This window comes from Streptomyces sp. NPDC013187, from assembly GCF_042899705.1.
GTDB lineage: Bacteria > Actinomycetota > Actinomycetes > Streptomycetales > Streptomycetaceae > Streptomyces > Streptomyces hawaiiensis_A.
The window spans coordinates 86011-99979 of record NZ_JBIBAF010000022.1 but is presented as its reverse complement, the minus strand read 5'-3'; the positions used below and the strand labels follow the sequence as shown (position 1 = coordinate 99979).

The 13969-nt window shown below is 70.2% G+C and carries 9 protein-coding genes; 5 read left to right on the top strand and 4 right to left on the bottom strand.

Features of this window, described 5'->3' with window-relative positions:
• Positions 1 to 9: 9 nt before the first annotated feature.
• Complete coding sequence (locus ACFY5B_RS35640; RefSeq protein ID WP_389978065.1) at positions 10 to 1347, bottom strand: gluconate:H+ symporter; 1338 nt, start codon at positions 1345 to 1347, stop codon at positions 10 to 12.
• Positions 1348 to 1629: 282 nt separating this feature from the next.
• Complete coding sequence (locus ACFY5B_RS35635; RefSeq protein ID WP_389978062.1) at positions 1630 to 2088, bottom strand: PPOX class F420-dependent oxidoreductase; 459 nt, start codon at positions 2086 to 2088, stop codon at positions 1630 to 1632.
• Positions 2089 to 2265: 177 nt separating this feature from the next.
• Between ACFY5B_RS35635 and ACFY5B_RS35630 the strand changes: the two genes are divergently transcribed.
• Positions 2266 to 3033 carry a helix-turn-helix domain-containing protein gene (locus ACFY5B_RS35630; protein WP_389978059.1) on the top strand — a complete coding sequence of 256 codons (768 nt, stop codon included), beginning with the start codon at positions 2266 to 2268 and terminating at the stop codon, positions 3031 to 3033.
• Here ACFY5B_RS35630 and ACFY5B_RS35625 read toward each other — a convergent pair.
• Positions 3030 to 4055: an ATP-dependent 6-phosphofructokinase gene (locus ACFY5B_RS35625; protein WP_053670536.1), complete on the bottom strand. Its 1026-nt coding sequence runs from the start codon at positions 4053 to 4055 to the stop codon at positions 3030 to 3032. The two genes, ACFY5B_RS35630 and ACFY5B_RS35625, sit on opposite strands and share 4 nt — an antisense overlap.
• A gap of 221 nt (positions 4056 to 4276) precedes the next feature.
• Between ACFY5B_RS35625 and pta the strand changes: the two genes are divergently transcribed.
• The 4 genes from pta (at position 4277) to ACFY5B_RS35605 (ending at position 13321) form a co-directional block, all read left to right on the top strand.
• Positions 4277 to 6379, top strand: a complete 2103-nt coding sequence (gene pta / locus ACFY5B_RS35620; protein WP_389978056.1) for a phosphate acetyltransferase — start codon at positions 4277 to 4279, stop codon at positions 6377 to 6379.
• Positions 6376 to 7593: an acetate kinase gene (locus tag ACFY5B_RS35615; RefSeq protein WP_389978053.1), complete on the top strand. Its 1218-nt coding sequence runs from the start codon at positions 6376 to 6378 to the stop codon at positions 7591 to 7593. The genes pta and ACFY5B_RS35615 overlap by 4 nt, the downstream gene beginning before the upstream one ends.
• A gap of 74 nt (positions 7594 to 7667) precedes the next feature.
• A complete protein-coding gene (gene pyk / locus ACFY5B_RS35610) occupies positions 7668 to 9095 on the top strand; it encodes a pyruvate kinase (RefSeq protein ID WP_389978050.1) in 1428 nt (475 codons plus the stop codon).
• 377 nt (positions 9096 to 9472) lie between these two features.
• Entirely contained in the window at positions 9473 to 13321 is a 3849-nt protein-coding gene (locus ACFY5B_RS35605) for a hypothetical protein (protein ID WP_389978047.1), read from the top strand.
• A 59-nt stretch (positions 13322 to 13380) separates the two neighbouring features.
• Here the strand turns inward: ACFY5B_RS35605 and ACFY5B_RS35600 are convergent, their stop codons facing one another.
• Positions 13381 to 13887, bottom strand: coding sequence for a hypothetical protein (locus ACFY5B_RS35600; protein ID WP_389978043.1), 507 nt, complete (start codon positions 13885 to 13887; stop codon positions 13381 to 13383).
• Positions 13888 to 13969: the final 82 nt, after the last annotated feature.

The window sequence follows — 13969 nt, the reverse complement described above, 5'->3', positions numbered from 1 at the left end:
AAACCCGGTTCACTGACTCAGAACGTCGAGCACCCACTCGACCACCAGCACCCCGCCCAGCCCGAGCACGGCGAGCACCGTCGTGTAGGACGTGCGGACCTTGATCGCCTCGATGACAGACAGGTTGAAGTACTCCTTGAACAGCCAGAACCCGGGGTCGTTCACATGCGAGAACGCGATGGAGCCACAGGCGACGGCCAGCACCATCACCTCCGGGTGGATGCCGCTCCCCGCGAGCAGTGGCAGGGCCACCCCGGAGGCCGTGACCACGGCGACCGTGGCCGAGCCGAGGGCGATGCGCAGGACGACGGCGACGAGCCAGGCGAGGACGATCGGGGAGACGGACCAGCCGTCCGTGGTGTCCTTGATGTAGTCGGAGATCCCGCCTTCGACGAGGACGTTCTTGAACGCCCCGCCCGCGCCGATCACCAGCAGGATCATCGCCATCGCCTGGGCCGCCGACGTACAGGACGCCCCGACGTCGCTCAAGCTGCGCCCGATGCGCGGCCCGAACGCCCACACGGCCAAACAGAGCGTCAGCAGCAGCGCGATCGGCGCCGACCCGATGAACGCGACGGCGTGCAGCAGGGGGCTCTCCCCCGACGTGGCCATCTCGGTCACCGCGGCGGCGACGATCAGCACCACGGGGAACAGCGCCACGCACAGCGACCAGCCGAGCCCGGGCATCTCCTCGACGCCGAACTCGCGTTCGCTGACCAGGCCCTTGGGGATGGACGGTGTCAGCCGCGCGACGAACGGAAGCCGGGGCCAGGTGAGGGCGACGAGCGCGCCGGCGGGGACGGCGACGAACAGACCGTAGAACAGGGTCAGTCCGGCGGAGGCGTGGAAGGTCGCGGCGACGGCGGTGGGCCCGGGGTGCGGCGGCAGGAAGCTGTGCATGGTGGACAGGGCGACGGACATCGGCAGGCCGATCCACAGCAGCTTCGCCCCGGTGACCCTGACCAGGGTGAACGCGATGGGCACGATGATGATGAACGCGACCTCGTAGAACATGGTCACGCCGATCAGCATGGCCGTGACCACCATGGCCACCTGGACCCAGCGTGGGCCGAAGGCGTCGAGGAGACGGCCGGCTATGCGCTGGGCGGCGCCCGAATCCCCCATCACGCGGCCGACCATGGCGCCGAGCCCGATGGTCAGCATCGTGTCGCCGACCTGATCGCCGATGCCCTCGGAGAGGACGTCCGGGATGGTCGCCACGGGGATGCCCTGCACCAGCGCCACGCCCACCGCCACGAGCAGCAGGGCCGCGAAGCCGTTCAGTCTCAGCCTGGTCATGAGCAGAAGCAGGATCACGACGCTGAGACCGACGACGAGCAGAGGCAAGGCAGTTCCCCTTTGAACCGGTGTCGCATCCCTGGTGAGGCATCCCTACGGAGCCGTCTCTGTATGAAGATGACGTCCACGTATGGAGATGGAGGCTAAGTGGGTGAACGGTCGGGGTCAATGGGTCGGACGATCACGCTTGGGCCTGACGGTCACACCTGGGCCGGCTCGCCGCACGCGCGGGAGCGCCCGGCGAGACCTGCTCGCCGGGCGCTCCGATGACCAACCGCCCGCGGGTGAGAGTTCGGCCGACGGGTGAGAGCTCGGCCCGCGGGTGAGGCTTCAGTCCGCCGTCCCCTCCGGCAGCACGCCCGCCCGGAACGGCTCGACACCGTCCAGCCTCCGTACCCGTGTCGGCTCGATCAGCAGCATCACCCGGCGCTCGCCCGGCAGCAGCCACGGATACCGGTCCTCGCCGAGGTACTTCCGCGCCAGCCGGTCCATCGCCCGCTCCGCCTCCTCGCCCTCCACGAACCGGACGACCCGGCCCCGGATCTCCGCCCGGTCGTACGGGTTCTCGGGGTCGTGGTGCGACAGCGAAACGTACGGATTGCGCCGCACGTTCTCCTCCTTCACCCGCCCCACCGAGGTGTTGACCATGACGTACTCCCCTTCGATGTCCGCCCACATGGGCGACACCTGGGGCGCACCGTCCGCCCCCACCGTCGCGAGATGCCAGAAGTTCGGCGCGAGAAGACGCTCGCGAATATGCCCGTTGAGCTTGCCGTTCACGTGAGTCACTGCCTTTCCGGGCCCGTGATCATCGGGCCCGGCGCCATCCTCGCCGCGCCCGCACCCCCGCCGACAGACGATCTTCAGCCCCGGTCGAACCCGCCGGTAGCCGTAGCTTCGTACAATCCGTGATCCTGGCCGAACAGACCGTAGTCAGCCCCTCGCGGCCGTCCTAGCTTGTGGGCCGTGCGCCGACCTTCAGCCCGACAGAACCGCCCGTCCCCCTCTCCCCCGACGCAGACCGCCCCCACCACCCGGCCGTTCAACGCCCCCGCCGCCCGCCGGCTGCGCGCGGCCCTCGGCATGGCACCCGAACATGTCGCCCACGGCATGCGCGTCTCGTACGGACATCCCCACATCACCCCGGACCACGTGATGGCCTGGGAACGCGGGGCCGCCGCCCCGACCGACTCCGAACTCACCGCGCTCGCGGGCGTGCTGTGGTGCTCACCCGCCGAACTGATCGGCACACCGCGCACCCTGCGCGAACACCGCATCGCCCGCTGCCTCGCCCCGGAGGACGTGGCCCGGGCCGTGGGGCACGAGGTACACGCGTATCTCCACATGGAGGAGACCGACAGCTGGCGCGGCACGGAACGCCAGGCCGCCGCCCTCGCCGATCTGCTCGGACTCGGGCTGCCCGACCTCATGACCGTCACGGGCCGGAACGCCAGACTGGGCGACCTGCTGCGCAGCGCCGCGACCACCCGCTGGCAGGCCTACATCCGCCCGGTGGCCAGACTCGTTCCCCTGGACCGGCGGTCCCTGGAGCAGGCCCTGCGGGGCCTGCACGAGGACTACCAGGGCCACATGGCCACCACCCTGAGCTGGGGCGGCGGCAGCGGCGACGCGGGCGACGCCGGCCAGGACTTCCTCGACCGGATCGTGGAGCACTTCTGGACGCGGCTCCAGGACGACACCGACGCGGAGCCAGGCCGGAGGACCGGCCTCTAGAAGACCGACTCGGCCTCGTCCATCCGGTCCTTCGGTACCGTCTTCAGCTCGGTCACGGCCTCGGCGAGCGGGACCATCACGATGTCCGTCCCGCGCAGGGCGGTCATCCGGCCGAACCGGCCCTGGTGCGCCGCCTCCACCGCGTGCCAGCCGAACCGCGTCGCGAGCACCCGGTCGTAGGCGGTCGGCACACCACCGCGCTGGACATGGCCGAGGATGACCGGCTTGGCCTCCTTGCCGAGGCGCCGCTCCAGCTCGTGCGCGAGGGCGGTGCCGATGCCCTGGAAGCGCTCGTGGCCGAACTTGTCTATGGCGCCCTTGTTGTAGTCCATGGAGCCCTCGGCGGGGTGGGCGCCCTCGGCGACGCAGACCACCGCGAACTTCTTGCCGCGGGAGAAGCGCTCCTCGACCATCTTCACGAGGTCGGCCGGGTCGAACGGCCGCTCCGGCAGGCAGATCCCGTGCGCACCGGCCGCCATGCCGGACTCCAGGGCGATCCAGCCGGCGTGCCGGCCCATGACCTCCACCACCATGACCCGCTGGTGGGACTCGGCGGTGGTCTTCAGCCGGTCCATCGCCTCCGTGGCGACACCCACCGCGGTGTCGAAGCCGAAGGTGCGGTCCGTGGAGGAGATGTCGTTGTCGATCGTCTTCGGGACGCCCACGACGGGCAGGCCCGCGTCGCTCAGCATGCGGGCGGCCGTCAGCGTACCCTCGCCGCCGATCGGGATCAGCGCGTCGATGCCGAACTGGTGGATCATGTCGGAGGCGTTCTCGCAGGCCTCGCGCAGCCGGTCGCGCTCCAGACGGGACGAGCCGAGGATGGTGCCGCCGCGGGCCAGGATGCCGCTGACGGACTCCAGGTCGAGGCTGCGGTAGCGGCCGTCGAGCAGGCCCGCGTAGCCGTCCTCGAAGCCGATGACCTCGTCGCCGTAGTTGTCGACCGCCCGGTGCACGACCGACCGGATCACGGCGTTCAGGCCGGGGCAGTCGCCGCCTGCGGTGAGAACTCCGATACGCATCGTGCTGTGTCTCCTGCTCGCTGTTGACACCGGTGAGCCACTGCCGATTGTTTCACGCTCCACAGCCCGGTGCGGCACCCCTACGCTGACGGGCGCCTTATCCAGCGGCAGAGGTATTGTCAAGAGGGTTCTGCTCACCTCGGTGGGCGATTTTTGTGCCCCTGGCTGGATAGCAGTGGGGCGAGAGGCATACCCCCATCCGAGACGAACGGAGAGCGCGCGTGACCCGCAGCGTGTACGTGACCGGCATCGACCGCGGCGACGGACGCCAGGTCGTCGAACTGGGGGTCATGGAGCTCCTCACCCGGCAGGTCGACCGGGTCGGCGTGTTCCGCCCCCTGGTCCACGACGGGCCCGACCGCCTCTTCGAGCTGCTGCGCGCCCGCTACCGGCTCACCCAGGACCCGGCGACCGTCTACGGCATGGACTACCACGAGGCGTCCGCCCTCCAGGCCGAGGCCGGCACCGACGAGCTGGTGTCCACCCTCGTCGACCGTTTCCACCTGGTCGCCCGGGACTACGACGTCGTGCTGGTCCTCGGCACCGACTACGCCGGCACCCAGCTCCCGGACGAGCTGTCGCTCAACGCCCGGCTGGCGAACGAGTTCGGCGCGTCCGTGATCCCGGTCGTCGGGGGCCGCAAGCAGACCGTCGAGTCCGTGCTCGCCGAGACGCGCAACGCCTACCGCGCCTACGACACCCTGGGCTGTGACGTGCTGGCCATGGTCACCAACCGGGTGGCCCGCGAGGACCGTGACGAGATCGCCGGGCAGCTCGGCTCGCGGCTGCCCGTGCCCTGTTACGTACTGCCCGACGAGCCCGCGCTGTCCGCGCCGACCGTCTCGCAGATCGGCCACGCCCTCGGCGCCAAGGTGGTGCTCGGCGACGACTCGGGGCTCGCCCGGGACGTGCTCGGCTTCGTCTTCGGCGGCGCGATGCTCCCCAACTTCCTGAGCGCCCTGACCCCGGGCTGTCTCGTGGTCACCCCGGGCGACCGCGCCGACCTGGTCGTCGGCTCGCTCGCCGCGCACAGCGCCGGCACCCCGCCGATAGCCGGCGTGCTGCTCACCCTGGACGAGGTGCCCGGCGACCACATCCTCACCCTCGCCGACCGTCTCGCCCCGGGCACCCCGGTGCTGTCGGTGGCGGGCACCAGCTTCCCCACCGCCGAGCAGCTGTTCTCCCTGGAGGGCAAGCTGAACGCGGCCACGCCGCGCAAGGCGGAGCGGGCCCTCGGCCTGTTCGAGCGGTACGCCGACACCGCCGACCTCGCCCGCCGGGTCTCGGCGCCGAGCAGCGACCGCGTCACCCCGATGATGTTCGAGCACAAGCTGCTGGAGCAGGCCCGCTCCGACCTGCGCCGGGTCGTCCTGCCCGAGGGCACCGAGGAGCGGGTGCTGCACGCCGCCGAGGTGCTGCTGCGCCGGGGCGTGTGCGAACTGACGCTGCTCGGGCCGGTCGACCAGATCCGCAAGAAGGCCGCCGACCTCGGCATCGACCTCGGCGAGTCCCAGCTGATCGACCCGGCGACCTCCGAGCTGCGTGACGCCTTCGCCGAGCAGTACGCGGCCCTGCGCGCCCACCGGGGTGTCACCGTGGAGCTCGCCTACGACGTCGTCTCGGACGTGAACTACTTCGGCACGCTGATGGTCCAGGAGGGCCTCGCCGACGGCATGGTGTCGGGCTCGGTGCACTCCACTGCCGCGACCATCCGCCCGGCGTTCGAGATCATAAAGACGAAGCCGGACGCCGACATCGTCTCGTCCGTGTTCTTCATGTGCCTGGCCGACAAGGTCCTGGTCTACGGCGACTGCGCGGTCAACCCGGACCCGAACGCCCAGCAGCTCGCCGACATCGCCATCCAGTCGGCGACCACGGCCGAGCAGTTCGGCGTGGAGCCGCGCATCGCGATGCTGTCGTACTCCACCGGCACCTCCGGCTCCGGCGCCGACGTCGACAAGGTGCGCGAGGCCACCGAGCTGGTCCGCGCGCGCCGGCCCGACCTGAAGATCGAGGGCCCGATCCAGTACGACGCCGCCGTGGAGCCGTCGGTCGCGGCGACCAAGCTGCCCGGCTCCGAGGTCGCCGGGCAGGCGAGCGTGCTGATCTTCCCCGACCTGAACACCGGCAACAACACCTACAAGGCCGTGCAGCGCTCGGCCGGCGCCATCGCCGTCGGCCCGGTGCTGCAGGGTCTGCGCAAGCCGGTCAACGACCTGTCCCGGGGCGCCCTCGTCCAGGACATCGTCAACACCGTCGCCATCACGGCGATCCAGGCCCAGACCCCCGCCCCGTCCCCGAGCGAGAAGGCGACCGCCCAGTGAGCAGCCCGACCCGTGTCCTCGTCCTCAACTCCGGCTCCTCGTCGGTGAAGTACCAGCTGCTCGACATGCGCGACAGCAGCCGGCTTGCGGTGGGCCTGGTCGAGCGCATCGGCGAGCAGACCTCCCGTCTGAAGCACACCCCGGCGGGCGGTGAGAGCCGGGAGCGCGGCGGTGCGATCGCCGACCACGACGCCGCCCTGAAGGCCGTCGCCGAGGAGCTCGCCAAAGACGGCCTCGGGCTGGACTCGCCCGAACTGGCCGCGATCGGGCACCGGGTGGTGCACGGCGGCAAGACCTTCACCGAGCCGACCGTGATCGACGACGCGGTGCTCGCCGAGATCGAGCGGCTCATCCCGGTGGCGCCGCTGCACAACCCGGCCAACCTCACCGGGATCCGCACGGCCCAGGTGCTGCGACCCGACCTGCCGCAGGTCGCCGTCTTCGACACCGCGTTCCACACGACCATGCCGGAGTCGGCCGCCCGCTACGCGATCGACGTGAAGACCGCCGACGAGCACCGAGTGCGGCGCTACGGCTTCCACGGCACCTCCCACGCCTACGTCTCCCGGGCCACGGCGGAGCTGCTGGGCAAGGACCCCGCCGACACGAACGTGATCGTGCTGCACCTGGGCAACGGGGCGTCCGCCTCGGCCGTGCGGGGCGGACGCTGCGTGGACACCTCCATGGGACTGACGCCTTTGGAGGGGCTCGTGATGGGTACGCGCTCCGGAGACATGGACCCGGCCGTCATCTTCCATTTGATGCGTGTTGGTGGAATGTCCGCCGACGAGATCGACACTCTTCTCAACAAGAAGAGCGGTCTGATCGGTCTGTGCGGTGACAACGACATGAGGGAGATCCGCCGTCGCGTCGACGAGGGCGACGAGCAGGCGGAGCTGGCGTTCGACATCTACATTCACCGCCTGAAGAAGTACATCGGCGCCTATTACGCCGTGCTCGGGCGGGTGGACGCGGTCGCCTTCACCGCCGGTGTCGGCGAGAACGCGGCTCCCGTGCGGGCGGCCGCCCTGGCGGGCCTGGAGGAGCTGGGCCTGGCGTTGGACGGCGAGCGCAACGCCGTGCGCGGCGACGAGGCGCGGCTCATCTCGCCGGAGGGGGCCCGCGTCGCGGTGGCGGTGGTCCCTACTGACGAGGAATTGGAGATCGCGACACAGACCTACGCGCTGGTAATTGGTTCGGGGAATCACACCTGAGCGGCAACCCGCCCTTTTGTATTTTCCGCCAGACGGAATATTCCGCCGGGAAACAAACCGATAGGATCGCCCCCATGCGCCGTTCGAAAATCGTCTGTACTCTCGGCCCCGCGGTCGACTCCCACGATCAGCTTGTCGCGTTGATCGAAGCCGGCATGAACGTGGCCCGCTTCAACTTCAGCCACGGCTCGCACACCGAGCACCAGGGCCGGTACGACCGGGTCCGTGCCGCCGCCAAGGAGACCGGCCGGGCCATCGGTGTCCTCGCCGACCTGCAGGGCCCGAAGATCCGTCTCGAGACCTTCGCCGAGGGTCCCGTGGAGCTGGTGCGCGGTGACGAGTTCACCATCACCACCGAGGACGTCCCGGGCGACAAGACGATCTGCGGGACGACCTACAAGGGTCTGCCCGGCGATGTCACCAAGGGCGACCAGGTCCTCATCAACGACGGCAACGTCGAGCTGAAGGTCACCGCGGTCGAGGGCCCCCGGGTGAAGACGATCGTCATCGAGGGCGGCGTCATCTCCGACCACAAGGGCATCAACCTGCCCGGCGCGGCCGTCAACGTGCCCGCGCTGTCCGAGAAGGACATCGAGGACCTCCGTTTCGCGCTGCGCATGGGCTGCGACCTGGTCGCGCTGTCCTTCGTCCGCGACGCCAAGGACGTCCAGGACGTGCACCGCGTCATGGACGAGGAGGGCCGCCGCGTCCCGGTCATCGCCAAGGTGGAGAAGCCGCAGGCGGTGCAGAACATGGAGGACGTCGTGATGGCGTTCGACGGTGTGATGGTCGCCCGCGGTGACCTCGCCGTCGAGTACCCGCTCGAGAAGGTCCCCATGGTGCAGAAGCGCCTGATCGAGCTGTGCCGGCGCAACGCCAAGCCGGTGATCGTGGCGACCCAGATGATGGAGTCGATGATCACCAACTCCCGTCCGACCCGCGCCGAGGCCTCCGACGTGGCCAACGCGATCCTGGACGGCGCGGATGCCGTCATGCTGTCGGCGGAGTCTTCGGTCGGCGCGTACCCGATCGAGACGGTCAAGACGATGTCGAAGATCGTCGCCGCGGCCGAGCAGGAGCTGATGTCCAAGGGCCTGCAGCCGCTGGTTCCGGGCAAGAAGCCGCGCACGCAGGGCGGTTCGGTGGCCCGGGCCGCGTGTGAGATCGCCGACTTCCTCGGCGGCCGGGGTCTGGTGGCGTTCACCCAGTCCGGCGACACCGCCCGCCGGCTCTCGCGCTACCGCGCGGTCCAGCCGATCATCGCCTTCACCACCGACGAGGGCACCCGCAACCAGATGGCGCTGAGCTGGGGCGTGGAGCCGTACGTCGTGCCGTTCGTGAACAGCACCGACGAGATGGTCGACCTGGTGGAGCAGGAGCTAGTCAAGCTCAACCGCTTCAACGACGGCGACATCGTGGTCATCACCGCCGGTTCGCCCCCCGGCGTCCCCGGCACCACCAACATGGTCCGCGTCCACCACCTGGGCGAAGCCAAGTCCTGACCCGGAGAGGGCCGTGAAGGCCCCTGAACGGCACCGAGGGCGCCCCCTGGATCCCAGGGGGCGCCCTCGTCTCTTACGTGGCCTTTGCCACTGAGAATCCCTCTACCGCTCTTTCGTTTCCTGTGCAACTCTTGTGAAGCCCTTGGGGAGAGGGTGCGGGGGAAGCGTGCCTGACCAGCGCGCGAGTGCATCTGTCCAACTTGGACGACTCCTGACGAAAGTGACCTGCCGGCAGTCCGACCAGGACTGCCTCGCAGCCATGTCCGCCTGCCCTCCTCCTGGGTCGACCATTCATCCAGCAGACAGGCGACGACATGCGAAGAGCCCTGCGCTCAAGGGGGTTAGCCGGCACCGCCCTGGTGGCGGCATCCGCCGTAATGACGGGATTGGTGTACGCGGCACCGGCCCGGGCCGACGATCCGCCGGCCGAGGACCCGGACGCCGGCAGCTTCCGGATCAGTCTCGGAGTGAGCGCCCGGATGGACCGGTGTGTAGCCGGTATGGCACTGCACATCGGCGGACCCGCGCTCAAGGCCGCGGCGGCAAAGGCCCTCAACGGAACCGACGCCGAACTCACCGCGGCCCTGGAAGGGCACCAGGTGGGCCTCGGAGCACTCGGCGACGCCCGCTCCAAGGACAACGACAGTGTCATCGACTACCTGAACCTCTCCAACAAGCGCAAGCAGCGCTGGGAGGCGGCCAACGAGATCTACGCGAAGACGGGCTGGAGCTCGGGCACGGAATACCACGCTCCCGAGTTCGACAAAGAAGTCGTCGCCTTCACCCTCGGTCCGCAGCGGGACCTGTACGGCAAGCTGGGGCAGGACGGTCGCAGTGTGCCCACCAAGGCCTCGGTGGACCAGGCGAAGAAGATTGCCGAAGACATCAAGGGCCAAGACGACTGGAACGACTTCGCGATCGGCTCGATGTTCGGGGAAACCGACGTTCGCGGCCCCTACAACATGACCACCGGCAGTGACGTCGCCTCCTTCCTGCGCCACGGCGGCTTGGTCAACAAGCCGCTGGAGGAGGGCTCCGCCGAGTACCGCATGGAGGTCGAGGCCCTCAAGGTCGCCTGGGGCGGCTGCGACAGCTTCAACCCCGCCGACGCCCGGCGGCACCTCACCCCGGTGGTCGTGACCGCTCATCAGGAGTGGGAGCAGGAGTATGCCGCTCAGGCCAGGCCGCGGACCACCATTGTGGGCGCCGAGGCGACCGCGTCGGCCGAGGCCCGCAAGGCCACCGAAGCGATGATCGAGTCCATTGGGCAGGCGTGGCTGGCCGAGCAGATCCTGCTGTGGCAGAAGTATTGGGCGGGCCAGCCCAAGGACGACATCCTCCGGCCCAAAGCGGCAGTGTTCACCCAGGCCAGGACGGACCTGGCCAACGCACAGAAGCGGGCTGCGGACCAGCTGACGCTGGCCAACAAGGCCGTGGCGACCGCCAAGACGGCCTCCGGACAGGCCACAACGGCGCAGAACGACGCGTACGCCATCGCTGACGCAGCCAAGACCCCCCGCGGCCGGGGACTGCTCTACGCTCAGCAGTCGGTACAGGTCGCCAAGGCCTCGTACGCAGCGGCCCAGGCAGCGGCGAAGGCCACCCAGACCGCGGTGAACGCCGCCAAGGCGACAGTGGCCGACAGCAAGGCACTGTTCGCCCTCTCCAAGACCCAGGCGCACGCCGTCAACACCGAGTTCCGGCGAATCGCCGCGCAGGAGGCGGCGGCGCAGGCGAAGGCGGCCAGGGTGTCCGCGGACGCGCTGGCCAAGGAGGCCGCCGCCAACGCCACGAAGGCGAAGAACGCCCAAGCGACGGCGGAGGCGGCCGAGAAAACGGCCAAACAGGGGGCCGCGACGGCGGCGGCCGAACGGGCCAAGGCCGAGAAGGAACGCGACACCGCCAAGCGAGAGCGGGCCAACGCGGCGGCCGAACGGGCCAAGGCGAAGGATGCCGAGCAGCGAGCGCAGGCGGATCGAGATGCCGCTGGCCGGGCACGCGGCGCCGCGGAAACGGCGGGCGGCACCGCCGCCGCCAAGCGTCAGGAGGCCGAGGAGGCCGAAGCGCAGGCGTACTTGGCCCGCGATCTGGCCGTCTCGGCCGAACGGAAGCGCGACTCCGCCAAGTCCAGGGCGGCCGCCCTGGAGGCCGCCGCCGAAGCTGCCAAGGGTTCGGCGGCCGCGGGTGAGGCCCGTGAGGCCGCGACAGAAGCCCGCTCCGCCGCCACCGAGGCGACTGAAGAGGCACGCGACGCCCGGGCCGCGGCCGACGATGCGAGCGAGGCCGCAGTGAAGGCTCGGGCGGCCGCCACGCGCGCCGGCGCCGCAGCGTCCCGTTCCCGCGCCGCTGCCGACAACGCGTGGTCCGCGTACGAGACCACACGCGCCGCGGCCGCCACGGCGCACGCCGCCGCGGCCGAGGCGATCGACGCCGCAGCCGCGGCCAAGAAGAACGCCGACGACGCCGAGGCCGAGGGCAAGAAGGCCGCCGCTGCGGCGGTCACGGCACGCCAGGAGGCCACGGCCGCGAAGGCCGAGGCCGCCAAGACGGCCACCTGGGCCGCCACCACGGCCGGTCACGCCTTCGCGGCGGGTGAGGCGGCCACCGCCGCCCGCGACTCGGCCGCCGAGGTGATCAAGCCTGCCAACCAGGCCATCGCCATGGGCACCCCCTACAAGGAGACCGACGTCTCGGCCGCGTTCGCGATCCTCGTGGGACAGACGTCCAAGCCGATCGCGGAACGCCAGGCCGCCGCCGCCAAGGCCAAGGCCGATGAGGCCGCCAGGGCGGCCAAGGAGGCCAAGGCCCTGGCGGAGAAGGCGAAGGGCGACGCCAAGCTGGCCGCCCAGGCCGCCGCCGCGGCAGCCGACGACGCGGCACAGGCCGCGGCGTCGGTGGCCGCCGCGCGCGCCTCCGCGGCCGAGGCCGCCACCGCCGCGGAAGCGGCGAAGAAGGCCGACGCCAACGCCCAGAAGTACGACCAGCAGGCCGGTACGGACGCCGTCTACGCCGGGATGGCCGCGAACGAGGCGGAGTCCGAAGCCGCCGCGGCGGACCGTGAGGCCGGCGAGGCGGAGAAGGACGCCAGCAGTGCCCGCTCGGCCGCCACCGCGGCGGAGAAGGACGCTGCGAGTGCCCGCGGCACCGCCACCAAGGCGGAGCAGGACGCCACGGCGGCCGAGACGGCGGCCAAGAACGCCGACGGTGCCGCGAAGGAGGCCGACCAGGCTGCCGATCGCGCGGAACAGGAGGAGCGCAAGCGGCTCGAACAGCAGCGCCGTGAAGCCATGGAGGCGGGCGACACCGGTGTGTCCGGAGGGAATCCGGGACCGGCCCTGAGCGCCGATGACGAGGCCATCCTGCGGGCCCAGTGCGGCCAGCAGTGCGTCGACGACTTCCGTGCGGCTCAGGCGGCCGTCTCGTTGAGCGTGATCGACTGGGTGAAGGCCAACGGCGGCGAGATCCTGCTGGAGGTGCTGGGCGTCAACAACGTCAAGCGCTGCTTCGGTGAGGACGACATCGAAAGCTGCCTGTGGTCCTTCGTCGACGTGGCGTCCCTCGCGCTGGTCGTGGGCAAACTCCCTGCCGTCGGCAAGGCGATCGTCCGGGTCGCCAGCGGTATCTCCGAGTTCTTCGAGAAGGCCGCGTGGGGCAAGAAGACCCTCGCCCGGCTGAAGGACATCATCGAGAAGTACCGCAAGGGCCAGCTCGGCGAGTGCGTGCTGGACGCCGCGGACCTGTTCAGCGGCGCGGCCGGGGTTTCCAAGGCCAAGAGTCTCGCCGCCGCCAAGGCGGCCGGGGGCAAGAAGCGGTTCTGCGGGATCGACCACGTCTCGCCGATCGACGGGGACTGGTGCACCAAGCGGGGTGCGCACGTCAACCTGAAGAACGGCCGCGAGGTGGGGTTGCAGACCACCGACGTCAAGGGCGGCATCATGGGCTACCCGATCGACGTCAAGGCGGGACCGGCCACCAACGACGAGATCCGTGCGGTCGTCCAGACGCTCATCGACGACGACCGGCTCCGTGAGGATCTGATCGCCAAGTCGACGGACGCGATGCGCATCTTCAACCAGGATGCCGCGAACCAGAGGTACAACGAGAAGCTGGAGACTGGTCAGAAGCCCAAGCCGCTGAGGTGGGGCTGCAAGACCAACTTCGCGCCGAAACTGAAGTTCCTGATCGACGCGTTGAAGGAGATCAGCCGCCAGAAGGGCGTCGGGTAGGCACCTGCGCAGAGCTGAAGGGGGCCGGTCCGCGATGCGGGCCGGCCCCCGCCTTCGCCTCAGTGGCAGACGTGATGGGTGCCTCGGGCGATCGCGCTGTGCAGGACCGTGCCGCTGTCCCCGGACTCGCCCGGGGCGGTCCGGCGAAAGGTGAAGTGCACGTCCGCGGGGGAACGGCGCACCACGAGGGTGATCTGGTCGGCAGGCTCGGGCCAGAGCCCCTCCTCGGCCTGTATTCCCCTCGAGGAGAACGCATCGCGAAGCTGCGTGGCGGTCACGGCCGACGGCAGTTCCTCCGTCTCACCCGGCGCGCCGCTCGGAAGGTCGACGGGCCCGGCCCCGGTGCTCAGTGCCACTGTCTGGAGGACGTCGCAGCAGACCTCGAGACGTACGTCGCCGTAGCGCACGTTGCGCGGCTCGCCCCTCTTCCTCCGCCGGCCCGGGAAGTACTCCCCGTCCTGAGGCGGTCCCAGCCGCTCGGAGACGTCAGCGAGCGACGCCCCCGGTTTGAGAACGCCGATTCCGCCGGACTCGGCGAACCCCGTCAGCACGTCCACGATGGTCATGCCTCGATCATCCCCCATCTGTCCCGTACAGCAGCGAGGGCGCCCCCTGCGATCCAGGGGGCGCCCTCGAGTCCGTCGGGTA

Bases quoted from the DNA above. Each gene is read 5' to 3' on its own strand.
- ACFY5B_RS35605 (WP_389978047.1), top strand. From the start codon at position 9,473: ATGACGGGATTGGTGTACGCGGCACCGGCCCGGGCCGACGATCCGCCG.
- ACFY5B_RS35600 (WP_389978043.1), bottom strand. From the start codon at position 13,887: ATGACCATCGTGGACGTGCTGACGGGGTTCGCCGAGTCCGGCGGAATC.
- pyk (WP_389978050.1), top strand. From the start codon at position 7,668: ATGCGCCGTTCGAAAATCGTCTGTACTCTCGGCCCCGCGGTCGACTCC.
- ACFY5B_RS35625 (WP_053670536.1), bottom strand. From the start codon at position 4,055: ATGCGTATCGGAGTTCTCACCGCAGGCGGCGACTGCCCCGGCCTGAAC.